Below are 23,898 nucleotides of genomic sequence, written 5' to 3'. Positions count from 1 at the left end.
CCGCACGGCCGGGAGGTTTCGGGCTCAGCGTACCGTCCGCCCTCACGGTCGCGGCGGGCGGGCCGGAGGGTGGGACGCCGTCAGGCAGACGTGGGCTTGCGGCGCGACGCGATCATCTCCGGGACCGGCTCGCCAGGAAAGTAGGTGACCCACACGTTACGGGCGGCGCGCCGCCGAAAGCCCGGGATCACGAACAGGCCAGGAGCGACCGCCCACATAGCGACGGTCGCCCACCGCAGCCAGACGAGCCCGTCGTCCTGCCCGTCCGCGAGCGCGCCGACCAGGCTCCACGCCGTCGGCAGAACCCAAGGAAGGCTCACGACCACCACGGCGCCTATCCGCGCCCACGGGCTGAGGATCTGGTCCACGAGCCAGGGCCTGTGGCGGGCGGGAAGCTCGGTCCGGCCCACGCCCCACGCGAACGCAAGACGCGTCCTCCACGGCGGACGTTCCCGACGCCGGAGCGCCCAGCCGGCCCGCACGATCGCGAGGCCGTCGCGGAGCGTGAGCCTGGTCTGTCCGGGGGCCGCCAGCTCGAGGGCCGTGCCGACGAGGTCGTCACCGAACGTCACGCGCCATCGGCGCGGGTATGCGTTCATCCACCGGCGCACAGAACGTTCGAGGCGGGCGGACGCCGCGGCGTCGTCGCGCGGGTTCACGCCTGCCCTCCGAGCGCTTCCGGGCCGAGGAACCTGGCACCCCCGAGCGCACGCTGGGCGCGGGCGGCGAGCGCTGCGAGCTGCTGCGTCCGTGCGCGCACGGCGCGCAGCCCGTCGGGCGTGAGCCGGTAGTAGCGGCGGGCGCGACCGTCGACGACCTCTTCGCCGTCGAGGTCGATCAGGCCGGCCGCGAGCATCCTGTCGAGGTTTCCGTAGAGGGTCCCGGCACCGAGCTGGACGCTCCCGCCGGAGAGCTCGCGCACCGCGCCGACGAGGCCGTACCCGTGCTGCCGCCCGTCGGCGAGCGCGAGGAGCAGCAGGTAGGCCTGCTCGGTCATCCGGAAATCAGCCACCCCCGATATATATCGGCTGGCGACCTATCCCGCAAGAGGGTCGGGCGCCCCGGCCCGATGCCGCCCGATCGGTACCACCATCGGCGTCCCGGAGACCGGGTCGGGCACGACGCGGGACGCGAGACCGAACACCTCCGCGACCGTCTGCTCAGTGACGACGTCGGCGGGCGCGCCCTCGGCGACGATCCGCCCGTCCTTCATCGCGACGAGGTGGTCGGCGTAGCGGGCGGCGAGGTTCAGGTCGTGCAGGACCATGACGATCGTGCGGCCCAGGTCGCGGTTGAGGTCGGCGAGCAGGTCGAGCACCTCGACCTGGTGCGCGACGTCGAGGAACGTCGTCGGCTCGTCGAGCAGCAGCAGGTCCGTGCGCTGCGCGAGCGCCATCGCGATCCACACGCGCTGCCGCTGCCCGCCGGACAGCTCGTCGACCGACCGCCCGGCGAGGTCGAGCACGCCGGTCTGCGTGAGCGCGTCAGCGACGGCCGCGTCGTCGTCCGGGGTCCACTGCCGGAACCAGCCCTGGTGGGGGTAGCGCCCGCGGCCGACCAGGTCGGCGACCGTGATCCCCTCGGGCGCGATCGGCGACTGCGGCAGCAGACCGAGCACGCGGGCGACGTCGCGCGTCGCGAGGGACGTGATGTCCTTGCCGTCGAGCAGGACGGCACCGTCGGACGGCGCGAGCAGCCGCGCGAGGCCGCGCAGCAGCGTCGACTTGCCACAGGCGTTCGCACCGACGACGACGGTCACGCGGCCCGTCGGGATCGTGACCGTGAGGTCGCGGACGACCTTGCGGTCGCCGTAGCCGAGCGTCAGCCGCTCGGCAGCGAGAGTGTGGTGACCCGGTCCGGTCATCAGCCGCCCTTTCCGACGCGGTTGGCCGTGGCGAGGAGCCACAGCAGGAAGGGCGCCCCGAGCACGCCCGTGATCACGCCGACGGGCAGCCGGGTGCCGAACAGCTGGGCGCCCGCGAAGTCGGCGGCCATGACGATCACCGAGCCGACGAGGGCCGAGGGGACGAGCGCGAGGCCTCCCCCACCGGTGAGCCGGCGGGCGATCGGCCCGGCGAGGAACGCGACGAACGCGACGGGCCCGGCGGCAGCGGTCGCGACCGCGGCCAGGCACACCGCGACGACGACGAGCCACGCCTTCGACGGCTCGATGCGCACGCCGAGCCCCGCGGCAGCATCCTCACCGAGCTGCAGCGCGCGCAGCCGCCGGCCCAGCATGCCTGCGGCGGGGAGCAGGACGAGCAGAGGCCACCACAGCAGGGGCAACCGGTTCCACGTGGAACCGTTGAGCGAGCCGGTGATCCAGACGAGGGCCTCGGACGCGTCGGTGACCTCGGCGCGCGTCAGCGCCCAGCCGGTCACGGAGTTGAGGACGGCCGCGACGCCGATGCCGACGAGGATGAGGCGTTGCCCGCTGACGGCACCCCGCCAGGCGAGCGCGTAGATGAGGCCGGCCGCGGCGAACGCACCGCCGATCGCGACGGGCGCCGCGTGCCCGGGGTTCATGCCGAGCCGGGTGATCGCGAAGACCGCGGCCGCGCTCGCACCCGCGGTGATGCCGATGATGTCCGGGCTCGCGAGCGGGTTCCGCACGAGCGTCTGGAAGATCGCTCCCGAGACGCCGAACGCGGCGCCCGCTCCCAGCCCCGTGAGCAGCCGCGGGAGACGCACCTCGTGGACGATGAACGTCGCACCGGGGATGTCCGCTCCCCCGATGATCCGCAGCACGTCGACGAACGAGACGGTGAAGCCGCCGAGGCACGCGGTGACGACCGCGAGCACGAGCACCGCGACCGCGAGCGCCGCCGAGACCGTCGTCGCGCGAGCGCGTCCGCGACGACGGACGGCGCGGACGGTCGCGACAGCCTCCGCGCGCGACTCGTCCCGCGTGCGCGGCTGCACGGGGGCGCTCACAGCTCCGCCAGCCGACGCCGGCGCACGAGCGCGATGAAGACCGGCGCCCCGACGGTCGCCGTCACGATGCCGACCTGGAGCTGCCCAGGCTGCGCGACGACGCGCCCGAGCACGTCTGACAGGACGACGAGCGCTGCCCCGAGCACACCGCTGAACGGCAGCACCCAGCGGTTGTCCGGGCCGGTGATCGCGCGCGCGACGTGCGCGACCGTCAGGCCGACGAACGCGATCGGGCCCGCAGCGGCAGTCGCTCCCCCGCACAGCAGCACGACCGCGCACCCGACGACGAGGCGCGACCGCCGCACGTCCTGCCCCAGCCCTCGCGCGACGTCGTCCCCCAGGGAGAGCGCGTTGAGCGCACGCCCGGAGGCGAGCGCGATCACCGCGCCGACAGCGAGGAACGGCAAGATCGGCAGGAACGTCTCGAAGCCGCGGCCGCCGACGGCGCCGACCTGCCAGAACCGGAACGTGTCGAGCACGTCCGTACCCGTCACGAGGATCGCGGTGACGAGGCTCGTGAGCGCGGCGGAGACGCACGCGCCAGCGAGCGCGAGCTTGATCGGCGTCGCACCCTCGCGCCCCGCGGCGGCGACCGCGTACACGACGACGGCCGCCCCTGCGGCCCCCGCGAACGCGAACCACACGTAGCCCGCCGGTGCGGTGATGCCGAGGACCATGATCGCGACGACCACGGCCGCGCTCGCTCCGGCGTTGACGCCGAGGATGCCCGGGTCGGCGAGCGGGTTGCGGGTCATGCCCTGCATGAGGGCGCCGGCGAGCCCCAGCGCGGCGCCGACCACGAGCGCGAGGACGGTACGCGGCACACGCGCCCGGACGGCCTCGTGGTCGAAGCTGGCAGGGTCGTAGCTGGTCAGGGCGGCCCACGCGTCCGCGATCGGCACGTGCCGCGCGCCGACACCGACGCTCACGAGAGCGAGCACGACGAGCAGGCCGAGACCGACCACGAGGGCGAGGGAGAGGCCCGCGGCACGACGACCGGCCGGCCGGGCGAGCGCGAGGCTCTCCCCGACCGGCCGGTGCGGCGCAGCGGTGCTCATCGGTGGTGCGTCACTTCGCGCTCGCGAGCGCTTCCTTGATCGCGGGGACGTACTGGTCGACGGCCCACGGGACGGACAGCGGCGAGGGCGCCGACGTCGACAGGATGAACGTCGGGTCGTCGAGCGCGACGACGGCGCCCGAGGCGATCGCCGGGATCTTGCCGAGGAGCTTGTCCGCCTTGACGGCGTCGAGGTGCTCCTTGCTGTCGACGTAGGCGAGCACGACGTCCGCGTCGATCTCGTCGACGAGCTCGGCAGAGATGGTGCCGAAGAACTCGTCGTTGGAGGTCGAGAGCTCGGCGATCTTCGGGGCGCTCTTCAGGCCGAGCGACTCGACGAACGCGACGCGCGCGTCCGAGGTCGTGTAGTAGGTGACGGACGACGGGTCGGCAGAGTTGAACCACAGGTAGGCGAACGTCTTGCCCTCGAGCTCGGGGGCGTCGTCGAGCGCGCTCGCGAGCTTCGCCTCGACGTCCTTGGTCACCTGCGCGGCCTCGGTCTCCTTGCCGAGGACCTTGCCGGCCGTGGTGAGCTGGTCGCGCCAGCTCGTGCCCCACGCGACCTCGGGGTACGCGACGGTCGGCGCAACCTTGGAGAGCTTGTCGTAGTCCTCCTGCGTGATGCCCGAGTACGTGCCGAGGATGAGGTCGGGCGCCGCGGTCGCGATGCCCTCGAAGTCGAGACCGTCGGCCTCGTCGAGGAGCGCGGGGGCCTCCCCGCCGAGCGCCTCGAGCGCGGCCCGCGTCCACGGCAGGTAGCCGTCGGCGTCGCCACCGTACGACGCGAACGGCATCGCCGCAGGTACGACGCCGAGCGCGATCAACGCGTCCTGGTTGGCCCAGGAGATCGCCGCGACGCGCGTCGGCTGCTTCTCGACGACCGTCTCGCCGAACGCGTGCTCGATCGTCACCGGGAACGTGGTGGAGGCGGCGCTCGTGCCGGCGCTCGTGGGGCTCGTCGAGCCGCCAGGCGTGTCGGTCGAGCACGCCGCGAGCGTCACGAGGGCGAGGGCCGTCGCGAGGGCGGCGGTGGGGCGCAGGGCGCCGGAGAACATGGTGCGCACAGGGGTGCCTCTCGGGTGTTCGGTGCTCGCGCGGAGCGGGTGAGATGGGGTGGGACGGCGGGGCCGTCAGCCCTCGGCCTTGCCGCGCCGCCAGTAGCCCATGAAGGCGACCCAGCGGCGGTCGACGCCGAGGTCGCGCACCAGGTGGCGGCGCAGGTCCCGGACGATGGCTGCCTCGCCTGCGATCCAGGCGTAGCAGCCGGCCGAGCCGCGGACGGGCTCGGCTTCTTGCGTGGGCTCCGTGCCGGCGGTGCCCGCGAGGGCGCGCATGCCGGGGGTGTCCCACAGGATCGTGGTGTCGACGTCGATGTCGTCGACGTCGTCGGGCAGGCGGTCGTGCGCGACGGCGCACGAGCGGCCGAGCGCGCACGCCACACAGCCGTTCTCACGCTCGGCCATGCACGTGCGCACGGCGGCGTCGAGCAGCTCGCCGCGGGGGCGCGGGGCGCCGTCGTGCGCCTGGACGGTCACCGTGCCGGCTCCGGCGGCGGGGCCGCCGTCGCGGGCGGGGCCCGGGGTGCGCGGCAGCCAGGTGAGGCGGGCGCCGAGCGAGAGGTCGACGTCGAGGGCGTCGCCCGGCGTGGGGACCTCGAGGAACGCGTCGACGTCCGTGCCGGCGGGGAGCTGCTCGAGGATCGCGCACACGGCAGGGGCAGCGGTCTCGTCGCCCGCGAGGATGAGCCGCGCTGCAGCGGCGGGCGGGTCGAACTCGAGCCCGACGGGCGGTCCGTCATACGCAGCGTTGGGGCCGTTGACGACGACGCGGTCGCCCACCTGCGCGTCCGCGACCCAGCGCGACGCCGGTCCGGCGCTCGGACCTGTGCCGTGCAGCACGAAGTCCACGTCGAGCTCCGTCGCCGCGCCCTCGCCCCGCAGCGCACGGATCGAGTAGGTGCGGAACGGGTGCCGCTCGGCCTCGGGCTGCTCGCGCCACGCCTGGTACCAGTCGCCGGTGAAGTCCTCGACGCGCGGGGCACAGCCCGCGGCGTCGGGCAGGACGATCTTGATGCGCTGGTCGAGCCCGTCGCGGCCGAAGCCTGCGAGGTCCGCGCCGACGAACGTCACGCGGGTGAACGAGGGGCTGAGCCGCTCGACCCGGCCGACGGTGACCGCGAACGCCCGGTAGGAGGGCTGCGCGCTCGCAGCGCCAGCAGCGCGCCGTGCACGGGTCTCCGCACGGCGCGCGTCTCGGACAGCGGGTGCGGTCGAGCTAGCCATGCCGCAAGTATGGCATGCCTTACCTAAGCGGCCTAGGCCCGGCTGAGTCCGTCTCACCAGGAGGAACGGTCAGATGCCGAGGTCCCGTCCCGTCAGGCGCCGGAACGCCTCGAGATAACGCTCGCGCGTCGCCGCGACGACATGCTCGGGCAGCGCGGGCGGCGGCACGTCGCTCGCGCGGTCCCAGCCGGACTCCGCCGAGACGAGCCAGTCCCGGACGTGCTGCTTGTCGAAGCTCGGCTGCGCGCGTCCCGGCTCCCAACCGTCAGCAGGCCAGAACCGCGACGAGTCCGGCGTGAGCACCTCGTCACCGAGGACCGTACGGCCCGTCGTCGGGTCGACCCCGAACTCGAGCTTCGTGTCCGCGAGGATCACGCCGCGCTCCTCCGCCATGGCGCTCGCCCGGGAGTAGACCTCGAGCGTGCGGTCCCGGAGCTGCGCCGCGGCCTCGCCGCCGATGCGCTCAGCCACCTCCTCGAACGTCACGTTCTCGTCGTGCTCACCCACCGCCGCCTTCGCGGCCGGCGTGAAGATCGCTTCCGGCAGGCGCGAACCGTCGACGAGCCCCGCGGGGAGCGGGACGCCGCAGACCGTCCGGTCCGCGCGGTACTCCACGAGCCCCGACCCGGTCAGGTAGCCACGCACGACGCACTCGACCGGGAACATCTCGAGCCGCCGGCACACCATCGCGCGACCGTCGACCGCCGCAGGCACGAGCCCGGCGGCCGGGTCGGACGAGACCTCGACGGTCACGACGTGGTTGTCCACGACGTCGGCAAGCTGGTCGAACCACCACAGGCTCAGCTGCGTCAGCACGACCCCCTTGTCGGGGATCTCGGACGCCAGCACGTGGTCGTACGCGCTGATGCGGTCAGACGCCACCACGAGCACGACGTCACCGAGCGGGTGCGGGCCGCCGAGGACAGCCTCGTCAGGCTCGTACAGGTCGCGGACCTTGCCCGAGTAGACGTGACGCCAGCCCGGCAGCGCGAGCGCGCTCATGCCTGCGCCGCCTTCGCGGCGATGTCGCTGCGATGGTGCGAGCCCGGCAACGAGATCCGTCCGACGCCCGCGTACGCGGCGTCGCGCGCCGCCGCGAGGTCGGGGCCGCGCCCGACGACCGACAGCACGCGCCCGCCCGACGCGACGAGCACGCCGTCGGACTCCGCGGTGCCCGCGTGCAGGACGTGCACGCCGGGGAGGCCCGCCGCACCGTCGGGACCGTCGACGCCGTCGATCGGGTCGCCCGACCGGACGTCCGCCGGGTAGCCGTGCGCCGCGACGACGACCGTCACCGCCGCGTCCTGCGCCCAGCGCAGCGGTTCGAGGCCGCCGAGAGAGGCGGTCGAGGCCGCGTAGAGGACGCTCGAGAGCGGGGTGCGCAGCCGCGACAGGACGACCTGCGTCTCCGGGTCCCCGAAGCGCGCGTTGAACTCGATGACCCGCGTGCCCCGACTCGTCAGCGCGAGCCCGACGTAGAGGACACCGACGAAGGGCGTGCCACGACGGGCCATCTCGGCGATCGTCGGGCGGGCGATGCGCTCGAGCACCTCGTCCGTCAGGCCCGCTGGGGCCCACGGCAGCGGCGAGTACGCACCCATGCCGCCCGTGTTCGGGCCCTCGTCGCCGTCGTAGGCGCGCTTGAAGTCCTGCGCAGGCGCGAGCGGGACGACGTTCGTCCCGTCGCTCACGCAGAAGAGGGACACCTCGGGACCGTCGAGGAACTCCTCGACGACGACGCGCCCCTGAGCCCCGCGCGCCGCGAGGCACGCCTGCGCATGCTCGAGCGCCTCCGCACGGTCGCTCGTCACGACGACGCCCTTGCCCGCGGCGAGGCCGTCGTCCTTGATCACGTACGGTGCGCCGAACGCGTCCACCGCCGCCTCGACCTCGGCGAGCGTCACGCACACATAGGCCTGCGCCGTCGGGACGTCGGCCGCAGCCATGACGTCCTTCGCGAACGCCTTCGAGCCCTCGAGCGCGGCCGCAGCCGCGCTCGGTCCGAAGACCGGGACGCCCGCCTCACGGACGGCGTCGGCGACCCCGGCGACGAGCGGAGCCTCCGGCCCGACGACGACAAGGTCGACCCCGAGCGTGGTAGCGAGAGCCGCGACGGCGACACCGTCGAGCGGGTCGATGCCGTGCAGCGTCGCAAGAGCGGCGATGCCCGGGTTGCCGGGCGCCGCGTGGAGCTCGTGAGCGCCGCTCTCGTGCGCCAGGGAGTGGAGGATCGCGTGCTCGCGGGCACCGGAACCGATGACGAGGATCTTCACGCCCACGATCCTACGGATGCCGCACGCCCGGCGGGCGGACGTCCGCCCCGTGACCACCAAAACGGACCAAGGACCCGACCCGGGCGCACGCGAGCGCGCTTGCACCGCTTCTTCACGGTTCCCGCCGCGCCTTGCCGCCTGACTTACCACTCGAACGCATATCTTTCCTATCGTGCCCAAGATGCCTGCGAACTCGACCGCGCCGCGCCACGTGCTGCACAAGCGCAACCACCGCGTCCTTCGAGGCGTCGCACTCGCCGCGACCGCGCTCATCGCGTTCAGCGGCACCGCGGTCGCGCTCGTCAACGCCGACCTGCAGTCCAAGCTGACGGTCGACGACGTCGACAAGCTCCTGGGCGACGACCGCCCGACGATCGTCGCCGACCCGGACGACCCGTACGCGGGCCAGCAGCTCAACATCCTCGTCATGGGCACCGACCTGCGCGACGCGGAGAACGAGAAGATCGCCGGCAAGGGCGGCGGCATGGGCTCCGACACGACGATGATCGTGCACGTCTCGGGCGACCGGAAGTCCGTCGAGGTCGTCTCGATCCCGCGCGACTCCCTCGTCGACATCCCCTCGTGCCTCACGGGCGACGGGGTGCAGAGCGCGCCCGAGGCCCAGGGGATGTTCAACAAGGCGTTCGCGATCGGAGCCGGGTCCAAGCAGGACTTCGCGACCGCGGCCGCGTGCACGATCAAGACCGTCGAGCAGCTCACCGGGATCCGCATCACGAGCCACGTCGTGCTCAAGATGACCGGTGTGATCGAGGTCGTCGACGCGATCGGCGGCGTGCCGATGTGCCTCCCCGAGGCCGTCAAGGAGAACCCGAAGTACGGCAAGCTGGACCTGCCCGCTGGCCCGAACACGCTCGACGGCCGCACCGCGATCAACTTCCTGCGCGCACGGCACGGTCAAGGCATGGGCCTCGAGCTCGAGTCGGACCTCACCCGCATCGAGCGTCAGCAGGCGTTCCTCGACGCGGCGTCCCGCGAGATCTTCAAGCAGAACCTCATCACCAACTCCCCCGAGCTCTACTCGGTCGTCAAGGCTGTGCTCGCCGCGATCAACACGAGCCCCGACCTCGGCTCCCCCTCGGCGCTCGCAGGCCTCGCGTTCTCGCTGCGGTCGATCAACATGGACGACATCACGTTCACGTACCTGCCGGTCTTCGACTCCGTCACGCGCCCGGGCCGTGTCGAGTGGAAGCCTGAGGCCGCCGAGATCTGGGAGCGCATCATCAACGACGACCGCGTCCCGGGGACGCCCGCCGCGCTCGCTGACGAGAAGGCCGCCCAGGCGACGAAGGACGCACCGAGCAAGCCCGCAGGCGACGACGGAGCCACGACCGACGCACCGAGCAGCCCGGAGACTACGGACACGCCCGCAAAGGAGACCACGAAGGCTCCCACCAAGCCGACGAAGCGCCCGGGCGTCTGCTGACCTCACGAGGACGGCGGGCACGTGGTGCGTCAGCGCCGCTTCCCCACCAGGTGCCGGGTCTCGGAGCCGCGGGTAGGGTCGGTCTGTCGTGAAATGTCGCCAGGACAGGAAACCAGCACCCTGATGTCTGCCAAGCCCCGTACCCTCGCGCTCGCCGTCGCCTCGACGGTCGCGCTCCTCCTCGCGCCGACCGCGGCGGCTCCCGCCACAGCTGCGCCCGCGACCACGGTGTCGACCGTCGTCGCCCCAGCGGTTCAGGTCGCGACCGCCAAGCCCACGTGGCGCCTGCAGACCAAGGTGAAGACGATCCTCTACTCGTCTGCCAGCGGCTCCGCCAAGCGTGCGACGATCCCGGCGGACTACACGATGAAGGCCGCCAGCACGAAGGTCAAGAACAGCCGGTACAAGGTCACGTACAAGGGCAAGTCCGGCTGGGTGAAGAAGTCCAAGGTCTCGAAGGTCTCCGGCAAGACCAAGGTCGGCAAGCTCTCCTGGGGCGCCTCGGCGAAGAAGAACATCAAGCGCTGGTGCAGCACCGTCCCCGTCACGACGAAGAAGAAGACGACCAACTACGCGCAGGTCAGCTCGAACGGCTCCGCGCGCATCGTCCTGTCACGCACCGCCTTCGGGAAGAGCCTCGACCCGAACCACCCGCTCGCCGTCGCCACCCAGTACCACGAGTGCGCGCACGTCCTGCAGTACCGCGTCTACGACTACGACCTCCGCGCCGCCGAGAAGGCGATGAAGAAGGTCTACCCGAAGGCCAAGGCGCACGGCAGCAGCTTCGAGCACATGGCCGACTGCATCGCTGACGCGATGGGCGCCCAGCGCACCGGCAAGCTCACCGCGTCGTCGACGTACGTGGCCGGCTACGGCGGCGGCTGCTCCAAGAAGCAGATGAAGGCCGCCAAGAGGATCCTCGCCGGCAAGCGGATCTGACCCGGACACCAGAACGGCGCGTTCCCCGTGCGGGGAACGCGCCGTTCTGCGTCTGCTCTGTCTCGGCGGCTCAGACGAGAGCGTGACGGACGATCGTCGCCTCACGGTCCGGACCGACACCGACGACCGACATCCGGGAGCCGGACATCTCCTCGAGCGCGAGGACGTACGCCTGCGCGTTCGCGGGCAGGTCCTCGAACGTGCGGGCCGACGTGATGTCCTCGGTCCAGCCGTCGAAGTACTCGAAGATCGGCTTCGCGTGGTGGAAGTCCGACTGGTCGGCCGGCATCTCGTCGTGACGCACACCGTCGACGTCGTACGCGACGCACACGGGGATCTTCTCGAGACCGGTCAGCACGTCGAGCTTCGTCAGCGCGAAGTCGGTGAGGCCGTTGACGCGAGCCGAGTAGCGCGCGACGACCGCGTCGTACCAGCCGCAGCGGCGCGGCCGACCCGTCGTCACGCCGAACTCGTGCCCGGTCGCACGCAGGAACTCGCCCATCTCGTCGAACAGCTCGGTCGGGAAGGGCCCCTCGCCGACTCGCGTCGTGTACGCCTTGATGACGCCGATGACACGGTCGATCCGGGTGGGGCCGACGCCCGAGCCGGTGCACACGCCGCCCGCCGTCGCGTTCGACGACGTCACGAACGGGTACGTGCCGTGGTCGACGTCGAGCATCGTGGCCTGGCCGCCCTCGAAGAGGACGGTCTTGCCCTCGTCGAGCGCCTTGTTGAGGACGAGCGACGTGTCCGTGACCATCGGGCGGAGCCGCTCGGCGTACCCGAGGAGCTCCTCGACCGTCTCGTCGATCGTGATCGCGCGGCGGTTGAACACCTTCACGAGGAGCTGGTTCTTCTGGTCGAGGGCGCCCTCGACCTTCTGCCGCAGGATGTTCTCGTCGAACAGGTCCTGCACGCGGATGCCCACCCGGTTGATCTTGTCCGAGTACGCCGGGCCGATGCCGCGCCCGGTCGTGCCGATCTTCCGCTTGCCCAGGAACCGCTCGGTGACCTTGTCGATCGTGCGGTTGTACGGCGCGATGACGTGCGCCGCGGAGGAGACCAGAAGGCGCGAGACGTCGACGCCGCGCGCGATGAGGTCGTCGAGCTCCTCGAAGAGCACCTCGATGTCGACGACGACGCCGTTGCCGATGACCGGCGTGACGTCCGGGGTCAGGATGCCCGACGGCAGCAGGTGGAGCGCGTACTTCTCGTCGCCGACCACGACCGTGTGGCCCGCGTTGTTGCCCCCGTTGAACTTGACCACATAGTCGACCTGGGAGCCGAGCTGGTCCGTCGCCTTGCCCTTGCCCTCGTCGCCCCACTGGGCTCCGACGACCACGATGGCTGGCATGCCGATCACCACTTTCGTCGCTGCCCTCGCGTCGGCGCGCGTCTCAGCCGCAGGCTCAGGGTGCCGGAGCGGCACCCGGCACGCGTCGCGTCCGCCGGGGTCCGGGCGACAGCAGCCCGGTTCCCCCGCGAGTTTACCGGCTCAGGGGCCCGAGCCCCAGCGGGTCCGCGCGCCAGGTGGCGCGCCCGACGTCAGCGGAGCGAGGCCACCGCGGCGGCCTCGGTGCCGCAGTCGCCCAGGAACTGCTCGCACCGCTGCGACTCGTCGTCCTCACCGATCGCTGCTGCAGCCTCGGCGAGCGCCAGGAGCGCCCTGAGGAAGCCCTGGTTCGGCTCGTGGTCGACCGGCACGGCGCCGACGCCGCGCCAGCCCGCGCGGCGGAGCGCGTCGAGACCGCGGTGATACCCCGTCCTCGCGAACGCGTACGCGGTGACCGCGTCCGTCGCGAGCGCATGCTCCGCGAGGACCGCCCAGGCGTACGACGACGCAGGGACCTGACGTGCGACGTCGGCCGGGGCGACACCCTGCGCAGCGAGCGCGCGGGCGCGCGCGTCCGCGCCGTCCTCGGGGAGACGGGTGACAGCAGGGCCGAGGTCGATGCGCTCAGGGCGCGGGTGCTGGGTCATGGCTCGATTATCCCCGGAACTCCTCGGACCGGGCCCGGCGCGCCGCATATCCTTCGAAGATGGAGTTCGCGCTGCTCGGTGTCCTGGCCGTCGTCGTCATCGTCGCGGTCGCGAGCATCGCCCCGCGCCTCGGCGTCGCCGCCCCGATCCTGCTCGTCCTGCTCGGGATCGCCGCGAGCTACGTGCCCGGCGTCCCGACGTTCGAGCTCGACCCGCACCTCATCCTCACGGTCGTGCTCCCGCCGATCCTCTACTCGGCGGCGGTCAACGTCCCGCTCATGGACTTCCGACGGAACTTCAAGGCCATCACGTGGTTGTCCGTGGCACTCGTCATCATCACGGCCGTGCTCACGGGCGCCCTGCTGTACTGGCTCTTCCCCGACCTGTCGCTGCCCGCCGCGATCGCGCTCGGCGCCGTCGTCGCCCCGCCCGACGCCGTCGCCGCGACCTCGATCGGCAAGCGGCTCGGACTGCCGCACCGGCTCGTCACCGTCCTCGAGGGCGAGGGCCTCGTCAACGATGCGACGGCGCTCGTGCTGCTTCGCTCCGCGATCGCCGCGACCGCAGGCGCCGTCTCGTTCGTCGACATCGCGTGGGACTTCGTCCTCGCCGTCGTCGTCGCGATCGCGGTCGGTGCCGTCATCGGCTTCGCGAGCGTCTGGGTGCGCAGCAAGATCGAGGACCCGGTGCTGACGACCGCGATCTCGTTCGGCGTGCCGTTCGTCGCGTTCTTCCCCGCCGAGGAGGTGCACGCGTCCGGGGTGCTCGCCGTCGTCGTCGCCGGCCTCATCACCGGCCACCTCGGCTCGACGTACTTCTCGCCGCAGGCCCGCGTCTCCGAGCGCATCAACTGGCGCACCGCCCAGCTCCTCCTCGAGAACGGCGTGTTCCTGCTCATGGGCTTCGAGCTGCACGCGCTCACGGACCAGGTGCACGCGCAGGGCCTGAGCATCTGGACCGCCGTGTGGATCGGGCTCGTCGTCACCGTCGCGCTCACGGCGATCCGCGGCGCGCTCGTCCTCCCGCTCATCGCCGTGCTGCGCCGCGACCAGGAACGCGCCCGCGTACGGGCGCGACAGCTCGACTCGGTGATCAGCCGCATCGACGCCGTCCGCGACGCGCTGCCCGGCCTCGACCTGACCGACGACAAGCACGCCCGCCGCTTCACGCGGCGCCTGCGCCGCAAGCGCGCCGACATGGACTTCCTCCAGACCGAGGGCCTGAGCTGGCGCGGCGGCGCCGTCATCGCCTGGTCCGGGATGCGCGGCGTCGTCACGCTCGCCGCCGCGCAGTCGCTCCCGTCCGACCTGCCGTACCGACCGCAGCTCGTCCTGGTCGCGTTCACGGTCGCGATCGTCACCCTCGTCGTGCAGGGCGCGTCCCTGCCGTGGGTCATCGACCGGCTCGACGTCCAGGGGTCCGACGAGCAGGCCGAGCGGGTCAAGCTCGCGACGCTCGTCACCGAGATCAACAGCGCCGGCCTCGCGACGCTCGACAACCCCGAGCTGCGTCGACCCGACGGCACCCGCTACCCGCCCGAGATCGTCGAGCGCGTCCGTGAGGACACGCGCCGCATCGGGCTGCGACTCGCCGAGCAGATCGTCCGCGCGGACGACGACGGCCCGCACGCCATGAAGCGGGCGCTGCGTCAGCGCGTCCTCGAGGCGGAGCGCGCCGCGCTCGACGACGCCCGCGCCGAGGGCGCGCACGCGAGCCACGTGATCGACCGCGCGCAGGCGATCCTCGACGTCGAGCAGTCCCGCCTCGACATCCACTGAGAGGACCCGGCCGCAGCACCCGTACGGCCACCGGCGGCGGGCACGCCGGTGCGTATCTGCGCGCGGGCGCAGCGCTCCTGGAGACATGACCCGAGACCCGATCGTGACAGGGCGCACGGCCGTTCTCGGTCGCGCCGACACCCGGGCCTGGCTACGCTCGGTGCCACGCACGCCCTCCCCGGACGTGCCCGCGTGGCTCCTGTCGGAGCACGGCCCGCCTCGGAGGACACCGCTCATGATCGAGATCTCCACGTCGCCGGCGACGACCACGCTGACGATCGCGGGCGACCTCGACCTCGCTGAGCGCGACCAGTTCCCCGAGATCACCGCGCGCGTCGTCGGGCTGCGCCGCCAGCTCCTCGTCCTCGACATGTGCCGCGTCACGTTCATGGACTCGACCGGCGCGGCGTTCCTCATCTCGCTCGCGGACGCCGGTCGGCGCCGTGGCGGCGCGACCGTCCTGCGCGGCTGCGACGAGCGCGACCTGTTCGTCCTCGAGGTGTGCGGAGCGCTCGACCTGTTCCGCATCGACGGTGACCACGCGTGCCCTGCGGCCCCCGAGACCCCGGACCCGGGCAGCACGGACCACGCTCCGACGCCGCGGCCCCGGCGCCACGGCCGCGCGGTCGGCGCCTGACCCTCCCGGTCGCCGTCGGCGCCTGACGTCCTCGCGGACGCTCAGCTGCTCAGCTTCGCCCACACGATCTTGCCCACCGCGGACGGGCGCCAGCCCCAGTCGGCGAGCCGGTCGACGATCTGCACGCCGTAGCCACCCACGCCTTGCGGGTGGCCGTTCATGATGACGGGCGGCGCCGGGTTCGCGTCCTCGACCTCGATGCGCAGCCCGTCACCCGTGTCGAAGAGGCGCAGCACGATCGTCCCCCACCCGTGCAGCACCGCGTTCGCGACGAGCTCTGAGACCACCAGCTCGGCGTTGGCGACGTTCCCCAACCCCCACGCCTGGACCGTGCGCAGCAGCGCCTGCCGGGCACGTGCGATCGACGCCGGATCGCTCGGGAGGCTCCACCGCCGGCTCCGCGGCCCGTCGGCCGGGCCGCCTGCGCGGCGACGCGACGGCAGCCGCACGACGACGACCGCGACGTCGTCCTCCGGCCGCTCCGCGAGCGCGCTGACGAGCTCCTCCCCGATCCCCGCCGCGTCCGACGCGACCGAGCTCCCGGCTACCTCGAGCAACGCCATCAGCCCGTCGCGCAGGCCACGGTCGCGTCGCTCGATCAGGCCGTCGGTGTAGAGCACCACGCTGTCGCCCGGCCGCAGCTCGACCGAACCGACCGTGCGGGCGCGGTTCCCGAACCCCACGAGGGCGCCCGCCCCCTGCGCGAGCTGGGTCGCCGACCCGTCCCGCAGCAGGATGGGCGGCAGGTGCCCGGCCCGCGAGTAGTCCAGCCGCCAGCGCATCTCGTCCTCGGCGGCCCCCTCGACGCCGATCCGCGTGAGCGTGCCGTAGACGAGGCTCGCCGCGCGTGCCACGCCGAGCCCGCGGACGAGCTTGTCCGTGCGCTCGAGGACGAGAGCAGGGTCGGTGAGCTCGAACGCGTACGCACGCACCACGGACCGCAGCTGTCCCATCACCGCCGCCGCCTCGACGTCGTGCCCCACGACGTCCCCGATGACGATGCCCGCGACGTCGTCGCTGATGCCGACGATGTCGTACCAGTCGCCACCGACCTGGGCGTGCTCGACGTTCGGTGAGTAGTAGGACCACACGTCGAGGCCGGGCACGTCCGCCTGCTCAGGGAGCATCGCACGCTGCAGCGCGGACGCGAGCTGGTGCTCGCGCGCGTGCAGACGCGCGTTCTCGACCGCGAGGGCGACGCGACGCACGATCACGTCGAGAAGAGTCCGCACGTTGTCGTCGAGGTCCTCCGGGGCGACGCCCTCCGGCGGGGCGACGACGAGCAGGCCGAGCACCGACCGCGACCCCGGGATCGCCATGACGCGTACGCGCGGAGCCGTGAGCACGAGCGTCGGGTCGTCGCCCAGCACCGCCTGCTGCACCCGGTATGCGGCGGACCCCTCCGGGTAGCCGAGGGACAGGTCGACGATCGCGTCCGCGAGCCGCCCGCCGAGGAGGTGCAGCACCGCTCCCCCGCTCGACCTGTCCACAGGCCCGACGGACGCAGGCTCGGGCGGTTCCACGCGTGCTCCGCGCGCAGGAAGGACAGCGAGGTCGAAAGGGTCGACGCCGGAGCTCACCTCGAGGTGGTTGTCGACGAGCAGGAAGCCCGCCCACGACGCGACCGTGCGGGCGAGCGCCGCCGACACGATGCCGAGCACCTCGGACTCGTCGGCGTCCGTCAGGATCTGCGAGATCCGCACGAGGAGCGAGAGCCCCTCGCGCGCGCGACGCTCCTGGACGATCGACTCCTGGAGCGACTCGTCCCGCGCCATCTCCGCGGTCACGTCGTCGAACGTCGCCACCCAGCGCTCCGGGCGCTCGTCAGGAGCGCCCGCGGACGTGAGCCACAGCCGCAACCACACGAGATCGTCCTGCGGACGGCGGAACGGCAGCGTGACCTCGACCCGCTCACCGGCCCGCACGCGCCGGGCCAGCTCAGCGAGCGCGGAGTCGTCCCACCGATCGCCGAAGAACTCCTTGGGCTGGCGCCCTTCGACCTCGGCGGAGCGGTGCCCGGTGATCTCCGTGAAGCGGTCGTTGACCCACAGCATCGTCAGGACGGGGCCGTCGACCGCGAGGACGGTGATGCCCACACCGGCGCGCGTCGCGGCGGCAGCGAGCAGGCTGGCGACGCCACCCGGGGTGACGCCGACCGTGCGCGGGTGATTCGTCCCTGCTTCTCGCACCCGTCCTCCCCTGAGTTGCCCGTCGCCCGTGCAAGATAGATAGTCTGCTCCCAGGCGACCCACCGTGGTGGCGCCAGGATAGTGACCATATGCCCGCACGATCGCCCGCCGCACCGTACGGCGACCGAAGGAGGACCGTGTACGACACGCCCAGCCCGCAGGATCTCCCTGGGCAGGACCCGTCCGCCGCCGACGAGTCTGCGGCCACCGTGAGCGACCCCGGCACGGTCCACGTCCTCGTCGGCGCTGTGCGCACACGGATCGTCCTGTCCGGCGAGATCGACGCGAACCTTGCCGACGAGTTCTCCGACGCGATGCAGGACGCGGAGGCCACGGGCCTCCCCGTCGAGGTCGATGCTCACCACGTGACGTTCATGGACTCGTCCGGCGTCGCGTTCCTCGCCCGCCTCGCGACGACGTCGCCGCACAAGGTGCGCGTCCTGCGCGCCCCCGCGACCATGCGCTTCCTGCTCGACGTCACGAGGATCGGCGAGCTTCTCGAGATCCTCGACGAGGACCCGGGATTCGAGCTCGCGCCCGTCGACGAGTTCACGATCGAGCGTCTGCCCCGGCAGAGCAACCCCGCGCTCTGACGCGCACGGGCCGAGAGCCCACCGTGCGTCGTCGCGGGCCCCGGTGAGCTGCTGAAGCCCGCCAGACACGGAGAAGGCCTCCGCACCCGAGGGTGCGGAGGCCTTCTGCGTGTGAGCTCAGGTCAGAGCTTGTGACCAGCCGAGCGGAGCTGCTGGGCAGCCTCGACGATGCGCTGAGCCATACCGGCCTCGGCGAGCTTGCCCCAGGCGCGCGGGTCGTACGCCTTCTTGTTGCCGACCTCGCCGTCGACCTTGAGGACGCCGTCGTAGTTCTGGAACATGTGGGCCACGACCGGGCGGGTGAACGCGTACTGCGTGTCCGTGTCGATGTTCATCTTGATGACGCCGTTGTCGACGGCCTCGGAGATCTCGGCCTCGGTCGAGCCGGAGCCACCGTGGAACACGAGGTCGAACGGGTTCTCCTTGCCGATCTTGTCGCCGACCGTCTTCTGGATCTCGGCGAGGATCGACGGACGCAGCTTGACCGCACCCGGCTTGTAGACGCCGTGCACGTTGCCGAAGGTGAGTGCCGTCAGGTAGCGGCCCTTCTCGCCGGCGCCGAGCGCGGCGACGGTCGCGAGGCCGTCCTCAGCAGTCGTGTACAGCTTGTCGTTGATCTCGGCCATGTGGCCGTCCTCCTCGCCACCGACGACGCCGACCTCGATCTCGAGGATCGTGCGGGCCGCCTGCGAGAGCTCGAGGAGCTCGGCCGCGATGACGAGGTTCTCGTCGAGCGGGATGTTCGAGCCGTCGAACATGTGCGACTGGAACGTCGGGTTCTTACCGGCCTTGACCTGCTCCGCCTCGATGGCGAGGAGCGGGCGGACCCAGGAGTCCAGGTTCTGCTTGGTGCAGTGGTCCGTGTGGATCGCGACCGTGATCGGGTAGTTCTTCGCGACCTCGGCGGCGTACGCGGCGAGCGCGAGCGAGCCGGAGACGCGGTCCTTGATCGTCGAGCCGGAGCCGTACTCGGCGCCGCCGACCGACACCTGGATGATGCCGTCGCTCTCGGCCTCGGCGAAGCCCTGGAGGGCCGCCGTGATCGACTGGGAGGACGTGATGTTGACCGCGGGGTAGGCGAACTTGCCCGCCTTCGCGCGGTCGATCATCTCGTTGTAGACCTCGGGGGTTGCGATGGCCATCGAAGAACTCCAAAGAAGGGTGAGGGTTTTCTACGGGACTGTCGGGGACAGTTTCTCACGGATGCACGAACGCCCGTTGGGCCGTTTGACCCGTGGAACACGGTCTCACCAGCGCAGGTTCATGCCTCGGGGATCTGCGCGTGCTGGCTCACCCACGCGTGCATGGCGATCGCCCCGGCGGCGCCCGCGTTGATCGAGCGGGTCGAGCCGAACTGGGTGATGTGCAGGACGACGTCGCACGCCGCGACAGCCTCGTCGCTCAGGCCCGCACCCTCCTGGCCGAAGAGCAGCACGCACTCCTGCGGGAGCGTGAACCTCTCGATCGCGACCGAGCCCGGGACGTTGTCGATGCCGATCACCCGCAGGCCCTCCCCGGCAGCCCAGGCGAGCAGGTCCGCGACGTCGGGGTGGTGGACCACGTGCTGGTAGCGGTCCGTGACCATCGCGCCGCGGCGGTTCCAGCGGCGACGCCCGACGATGTGCACGGCCGCGGCGTTGAACGCGTTCGCGGTCCGCACGACCGATCCGATGTTCAGGTCGTGCCCCCAGTTCTCGATCGCGACGTGGAACGGGTGCCTGCGAGAGTCGAGCTCCGCGACGATCGCGTCGACGGTCCAGTACCGGAACTCGTCGGTCACGTTGCGCCGGTCGCCGTCACGCAACAGGTCTGGGTCGTAGCGCGCTCCGACCGGCCAGGCATCCTCCCCGCCGGGCCACGGGCCTACGCCGATCTCACGGGTCGTCTCGTCATCACGGTCCTGCGGCACCCGCCCATTGTCCAGCAGGTCGCCCGACGAACGGTCCAGAGATGTTCACCTCCTGCTCACCGGGGCGCCGCCGGCCCGTGAGGTCGCCGGACTAGGCTGGAGCGGTGCTGACCTCTGTGCTCGATGCCGTGTCCTCCGTACCCCTCCACGCCGCCGCCGATCCGAGCGTCCTCGCTCTCGGCCCCGACTGGATGCAGGCGGACACGCTCATCGCGTCCTTCGGCACCTACGCGCTGATCGGGATCTGCGTCGTCGTGTTCATCGAGACGGGCTTGCTGTTCCCGTTCCTCCCCGGCGACTCCCTGCTGTTCACGGCGGGCATGCTCGTCGCGCAGGAGCAGCTCGACTTCCCGCTGTGGCTCTTGTGCGTGCTGCTGTTCGTGTCCGCGTTCGCAGGTGACCAGGTCGCCTACGCGATCGGGCACAAGGCGGGGCCCCGGATCTTCAACAAGCCCGACTCCCGGTTCTTCAAGCAGTCGTACATCGACCAGACCAACGCGTTCTTCGACAAGTACGGTGGCCGGGCGATCGTGCTCGCGCGCTTCGCGCCCTTCGTGCGCACGTACGCGCCCGTCGCCGCCGGCGTCGGCCGCATGCCCTACCGGCACTTCGTGAGCTACAACGTGATCGGCGCGCTGCTGTGGGGCGTCGGCATCACGGTGCTCGGGTACTTCCTGGGGCAGATCACGTTCATCCACGACAACATCGAGGCGATCCTCGTCCTGATCGTCCTCGTGTCGGTGCTCCCGATCATCATCGAGGTCGCCCGCGGCTGGCTCGCGCGGCGTCGTGCGCCGCGCGACACGGCCGCGTCCGTCCCCACGACGACACCGGAGGTGTGACATGACCGACCAGCCTCGCGTGATCCGCTCCTGGCTGACCGACATGGACGGCGTCCTCGTCCACGAGGGGGTCGCCCTCCCGGGCGCGCCGGAGTTCATCCGGGCGCTGCGCGACGCCGAGCGGCCGTTCCTCGTCCTCACGAACAACTCGATCTTCACGGACCGCGACCTGCGCGCACGGCTCGCGCAGTCGGGCATCGACGTCCCGCAGGAGGCGATCTGGACGTCGGCGCTCGCGACCGCGAGCTTCCTGCAGGACCAGTCGCCAGGCGGCTCGGCATACGTCATCGGGGAGGCCGGGCTGACGACGGCGCTCTACGAGGTGGGCTACACGCTCACCGAGTCGTCGCCCGACTACGTGGTGCTCGGCGAGACCCGCACCTACTCGTTCGAGGCGATCACGAAGGCGATCCGCCTGATCCTCGACGGCGCGCGATTTATCTGCACGAACCCGGACGCGACGGGCCCGAGCGCCGAGGGCCCGCTGCCGGCGACGGGTGCGGTGGCTGCGATGATCACGAAGGCGACGGGGCGCAAGCCGTACTTCGTGGGCAAGCCGAACCCGATGATGTTCCGGTCGGCGCTCAACCGCATCGACGCGCACTCGGAGACGACAGCGATGATCGGTGACCGCATGGACACGGACGTGGTCGCGGGCATCGAGGCAGGCCTCGAGACGTTCCTCGTGCTCACCGGCTCGACGACGGCGGAGCAGGTCGAGCTGTACCCGTTCCGTCCGTCGCGCGTCGTCCCGTCGATCGCGGACCTGATCGAGCTGGTCTGACCCCACCGTCCCGAGACCTCTCGACGCACGTAGGCCCTGGACGCATCGCGTCCAGGGCCTACGTGCGTCGGCGTCCAGGTCAGGCGGAGACGGTGCCCCGACGTCGGCGGACCAGGACGAGCGCAGCACCGGCGAGCAGGAGCGCACCCGAGAGCGCGACCAGCCCGACCGGCTCGGAGCCGGTCACCGGGAGGGTGCCGGTCGGCGTCGAGCAGTCGGTCTCGCCCCCGAGCGGGAGCGTGAACGAGACGGGGGCGAGGGCGTCGCCGGCCTTGTAGAAGCCGGAGAACGCCTTGGCGCCCGCTGCCGTGAGCGTCGCCGGGACGCCGCTGTAGGCGATGCGGTCGCCCGAGGCCCCGCCGTGCCCGCTCAGCGAGAGCGTCGCGAACGTGATGCCGGCGTACGCGAACGTGTCGCCGTCGATCGTGGTACCTCGCGTGTCGAGGACGAGCGACGCCCGCGTCGAGCTGTGGAGCACGACGCGCGGGTTCGAGAACGTCACGTCGAGAACGTCACCGTGGCCGACCGTCCGCACGGAGCCGGTGAACGAGCCCGTGCCGCGCGCAGCGTCGGTGTTGTACGCGCCGGTCCCGCCAGACCAGGTGAACGTCGAGCCGGAACGCTGAGCGCCCGACGTCGTGATCTTGCCCTGGGCGACCGAGCCCTCGATGTAGGCGAGGTAGCTGGACTTGAGGCCCCAGGTCAGCGTGGCGCCGTTGACGCTGCGAGCGACGCACTCGGGCGTACCCGTCGAGTCGACGGGCTCAGTCTTGTCAGCCTCCGCGCGGACGACCGTGAAGGTCTGCTTGATCGGCTTCGCGACGCCCGCGACGGAGAGCACGAACGTGTGGCGGCCCGCCGCGAAACCCTCCGGGACGTCGAAGTCGTACGTGACGACTCCCCTCGCCGACGTGCGCTGGGAACCGAGGCTGATCGGGTCGGAGTGGACCTCGGCGCTCGAGGTCGCCGACGCGGGAAGCCCGGTGACGCGGAACGTGATCGTGCCGCCCTGCTCGACGCGGGAGCCCTCGACGTCACCACCCAGCGAGACCGTCGGCGTCGCGACGGGCGTCGGGGTGGGCGGGACCTTGGAGTCGTCGCAGTTCTCGGCGACGGTGATCGTGGCACTGAGCGGGTCGAGCTTCTCCCCCGCAGGGTAGAACCCCGCAAAGACGGGCGTGCCGGAGGCGAGGAGCGTCACGGCTGCGTCGGTGATGGTCGTCGTACGGCCCGACGTCGCCACCGCGCCCCTGAGGTCCACCGAGGCGATCGCCACGTCCTTGAGGTCCTGCGCCGGGGTGCTCAGGTACGCCTTGACGTCGGCGTCCGCCCGGAGCTCAGCCTTGGTCGATGACGTCAGGACGAGACGCAGATTGGTCCAGCGCATGTCCATCTCGTCGTGGTGCCCGAGGAAGTGGAGCGTGCCGGGCAGGAGGACGCTGCCCTTGCCGTCGGCGTAGGTTCCCGTGCCGCCCGACCACTCGAAGCGGCCGCCCTTGAGGTCGACGCCCGTGCGCTCGATCCGGCCCTTGGCGATGGAGCCGCCGATGTAGGTCACGAAGCTGGACTTCACGCCCCACGAGACGGTCCCGGAGGTGATCGAAGAGTCAGCGACGCACTCGGAAGGCTTCGGAGCCGGCGTGGGGGTCGGCGTCGGCGTGGGGGTCGGCGTCGGCGTGGGGGTCGGCGTCGGCGTGGGGGTCGGCGTCGGCGTGGGCGTGCTGAACGTCAGCGGCGTGTACGTCTCGAACGCCGCAGGCTTCGCACCCGAACCGCCATACGTGTAGATCCCCCAGCGACCCGTCGCCGCGAGCAGCTTCTCCGTCTTGGTCAACGTCAGCTCAGCCTCGAACGACCCGTCCGCGCCCAGCTCGATCGCACCCGCCGCAGCGCCACCGATCGTCGACACGTCCTCAGCGAGCACCGCCCACCTCGTGTCACCCGTCACGCGCGCCGTCGACGGCGCACCAGCCGACGGCTCCCACGCCTCCGCGAACCGACCGAACGCCACATACGTCCCCGAGAACTTCCCCGCCAGCGGCGGACGCGTCCCGACCGCCGTCGGGTCCCCCGCGACGAAACCCGTGCCACGCACGGTGACCTTCTCACCATCGACCAGACCGGACGTCTTCGACACCGTCACCGACGGGGTGGGCGCCGGCTCGGCGAACGTCAGCGGGGTGTACGTCTCGAACGCCGCAGGCTTCGCACCCGAACCGCCATACGTGTAGATCCCCCAGCGACCCGTCGCCGCGAG

21 protein-coding genes and 1 pseudogene are annotated in these 23,898 nt (G+C 71.8%); 7 read left to right on the top strand and 15 right to left on the bottom strand.

Features of this window, described 5'->3' with window-relative positions; translation table 11 throughout:
• Window positions 1-80: 80 nt before the first annotated feature.
• The 9 genes from AC4F3Q_RS08230 to purD form a co-directional block, all read right to left on the bottom strand.
• Complete coding sequence (locus tag AC4F3Q_RS08230; RefSeq protein ID WP_491039537.1) at window positions 81-659, bottom strand: hypothetical protein; 579 nt, start codon at window positions 657-659, stop codon at window positions 81-83.
• On the bottom strand, window positions 656-1,012 hold the full coding sequence (locus AC4F3Q_RS08225; RefSeq protein WP_491039536.1) for a PadR family transcriptional regulator: 357 nt from the start codon (window positions 1,010-1,012) through the stop codon (window positions 656-658). Before AC4F3Q_RS08225 ends, AC4F3Q_RS08230 begins: the two co-directional genes overlap by 4 nt.
• Before the next feature lie 24 nt (window positions 1,013-1,036).
• A complete protein-coding gene (locus AC4F3Q_RS08220; RefSeq protein WP_491039535.1) occupies window positions 1,037-1,864 on the bottom strand; it encodes an ABC transporter ATP-binding protein in 828 nt (275 codons plus the stop codon).
• Window positions 1,864-2,934 carry a FecCD family ABC transporter permease gene (locus tag AC4F3Q_RS08215; protein WP_491039534.1) on the bottom strand — a complete coding sequence of 357 codons (1,071 nt, stop codon included), beginning with the start codon at window positions 2,932-2,934 and terminating at the stop codon, window positions 1,864-1,866. Before AC4F3Q_RS08215 ends, AC4F3Q_RS08220 begins: the two co-directional genes overlap by 1 nt.
• Entirely contained in the window at window positions 2,931-3,992 is a 1,062-nt protein-coding gene (locus AC4F3Q_RS08210) for a FecCD family ABC transporter permease (RefSeq protein WP_491039533.1), read from the bottom strand. Before AC4F3Q_RS08210 ends, AC4F3Q_RS08215 begins: the two co-directional genes overlap by 4 nt.
• Before the next feature lie 10 nt (window positions 3,993-4,002).
• Window positions 4,003-5,046, bottom strand: coding sequence for an iron-siderophore ABC transporter substrate-binding protein (locus tag AC4F3Q_RS08205; protein ID WP_491039774.1), 1,044 nt, complete (start codon window positions 5,044-5,046; stop codon window positions 4,003-4,005).
• A 75-nt stretch (window positions 5,047-5,121) separates the two neighbouring features.
• Window positions 5,122-6,273, bottom strand: a complete 1,152-nt coding sequence (locus AC4F3Q_RS08200; RefSeq protein WP_491039532.1) for a siderophore-interacting protein — start codon at window positions 6,271-6,273, stop codon at window positions 5,122-5,124.
• A gap of 69 nt (window positions 6,274-6,342) precedes the next feature.
• Complete coding sequence (locus AC4F3Q_RS08195; protein WP_491039531.1) at window positions 6,343-7,275, bottom strand: phosphoribosylaminoimidazolesuccinocarboxamide synthase; 933 nt, start codon at window positions 7,273-7,275, stop codon at window positions 6,343-6,345.
• Complete coding sequence (purD, locus tag AC4F3Q_RS08190) at window positions 7,272-8,546, bottom strand: phosphoribosylamine--glycine ligase (protein WP_491039530.1); 1,275 nt, start codon at window positions 8,544-8,546, stop codon at window positions 7,272-7,274. Before purD ends, AC4F3Q_RS08195 begins: the two co-directional genes overlap by 4 nt.
• Before the next feature lie 181 nt (window positions 8,547-8,727).
• Between purD and AC4F3Q_RS08185 the strand changes: the two genes are divergently transcribed.
• Together AC4F3Q_RS08185 and AC4F3Q_RS08180 are read left to right on the top strand one after the other, a co-directional pair.
• A complete protein-coding gene (locus tag AC4F3Q_RS08185; protein ID WP_168447950.1) occupies window positions 8,728-9,990 on the top strand; it encodes an LCP family protein in 1,263 nt (420 codons plus the stop codon).
• Window positions 9,991-10,113: 123 nt separating this feature from the next.
• Window positions 10,114-10,929, top strand: a complete 816-nt coding sequence (locus tag AC4F3Q_RS08180) for a hypothetical protein (RefSeq protein ID WP_491039529.1) — start codon at window positions 10,114-10,116, stop codon at window positions 10,927-10,929.
• A gap of 70 nt (window positions 10,930-10,999) precedes the next feature.
• Here AC4F3Q_RS08180 and AC4F3Q_RS08175 read toward each other — a convergent pair whose 3' ends face one another.
• Together AC4F3Q_RS08175 and AC4F3Q_RS08170 are read right to left on the bottom strand one after the other, a co-directional pair.
• Complete coding sequence (locus AC4F3Q_RS08175; RefSeq protein WP_168447948.1) at window positions 11,000-12,283, bottom strand: adenylosuccinate synthase; 1,284 nt, start codon at window positions 12,281-12,283, stop codon at window positions 11,000-11,002.
• 191 nt (window positions 12,284-12,474) lie between these two features.
• Complete coding sequence (locus AC4F3Q_RS08170) at window positions 12,475-12,909, bottom strand: DUF3151 domain-containing protein (protein ID WP_491039528.1); 435 nt, start codon at window positions 12,907-12,909, stop codon at window positions 12,475-12,477.
• Window positions 12,910-12,968: 59 nt separating this feature from the next.
• Here AC4F3Q_RS08170 and AC4F3Q_RS08165 point away from each other — a divergent pair, with 59 nt between their 5' ends.
• Together AC4F3Q_RS08165 and AC4F3Q_RS08160 are read left to right on the top strand one after the other, a co-directional pair.
• Entirely contained in the window at window positions 12,969-14,687 is a 1,719-nt protein-coding gene (locus AC4F3Q_RS08165; RefSeq protein WP_491039527.1) for a cation:proton antiporter, read from the top strand.
• 235 nt (window positions 14,688-14,922) lie between these two features.
• The gene (locus AC4F3Q_RS08160; RefSeq protein WP_491039526.1) at window positions 14,923-15,324 is read left to right on the top strand and encodes an STAS domain-containing protein; all 402 of its coding nucleotides are present in this window, start codon (window positions 14,923-14,925) and stop codon (window positions 15,322-15,324) included.
• A gap of 41 nt (window positions 15,325-15,365) precedes the next feature.
• Here the strand turns inward: AC4F3Q_RS08160 and AC4F3Q_RS08155 are convergent, their stop codons facing one another.
• Window positions 15,366-17,513: an ATP-binding SpoIIE family protein phosphatase gene (locus AC4F3Q_RS08155; RefSeq protein ID WP_491039525.1), complete on the bottom strand. Its 2,148-nt coding sequence runs from the start codon at window positions 17,511-17,513 to the stop codon at window positions 15,366-15,368.
• 137 nt (window positions 17,514-17,650) lie between these two features.
• Between AC4F3Q_RS08155 and AC4F3Q_RS08150 the strand changes: the two genes are divergently transcribed.
• Complete coding sequence (locus AC4F3Q_RS08150) at window positions 17,651-18,106, top strand: STAS domain-containing protein (RefSeq protein WP_350308869.1); 456 nt, start codon at window positions 17,651-17,653, stop codon at window positions 18,104-18,106.
• Window positions 18,107-18,228: 122 nt separating this feature from the next.
• Here AC4F3Q_RS08150 and fbaA read toward each other — a convergent pair whose 3' ends face one another.
• Window positions 18,229-19,248, bottom strand: a complete 1,020-nt coding sequence (fbaA, locus tag AC4F3Q_RS08145) for a class II fructose-bisphosphate aldolase (RefSeq protein WP_491039524.1) — start codon at window positions 19,246-19,248, stop codon at window positions 18,229-18,231.
• Window positions 19,249-19,367: 119 nt separating this feature from the next.
• On the bottom strand, window positions 19,368-20,015 hold the full coding sequence (locus AC4F3Q_RS08140; protein WP_491039523.1) for a TrmH family RNA methyltransferase: 648 nt from the start codon (window positions 20,013-20,015) through the stop codon (window positions 19,368-19,370).
• A gap of 104 nt (window positions 20,016-20,119) precedes the next feature.
• Here AC4F3Q_RS08140 and AC4F3Q_RS08135 point away from each other — a divergent pair, with 104 nt between their 5' ends.
• Window positions 20,120-20,857 (top strand): DedA family protein, encoded by a 738-nt coding sequence (locus AC4F3Q_RS08135; RefSeq protein WP_491039522.1) that lies wholly within the window; start codon window positions 20,120-20,122, stop codon window positions 20,855-20,857.
• A 1-nt stretch (window position 20,858) separates the two neighbouring features.
• On the top strand, window positions 20,859-21,641 hold the full coding sequence (locus AC4F3Q_RS08130; RefSeq protein ID WP_168447943.1) for an HAD-IIA family hydrolase: 783 nt from the start codon (window positions 20,859-20,861) through the stop codon (window positions 21,639-21,641).
• A 79-nt stretch (window positions 21,642-21,720) separates the two neighbouring features.
• Here the strand turns inward: AC4F3Q_RS08130 and AC4F3Q_RS08125 are convergent.
• Window positions 21,721-23,898, bottom strand: a pseudogene (locus AC4F3Q_RS08125) (HtaA domain-containing protein); the annotation flags it as partial.

It is taken from the genome of Flavimobilis sp. BM9 (assembly GCF_058313055.1).
This window is presented reverse-complemented; position numbering and strand designations above follow the sequence as displayed.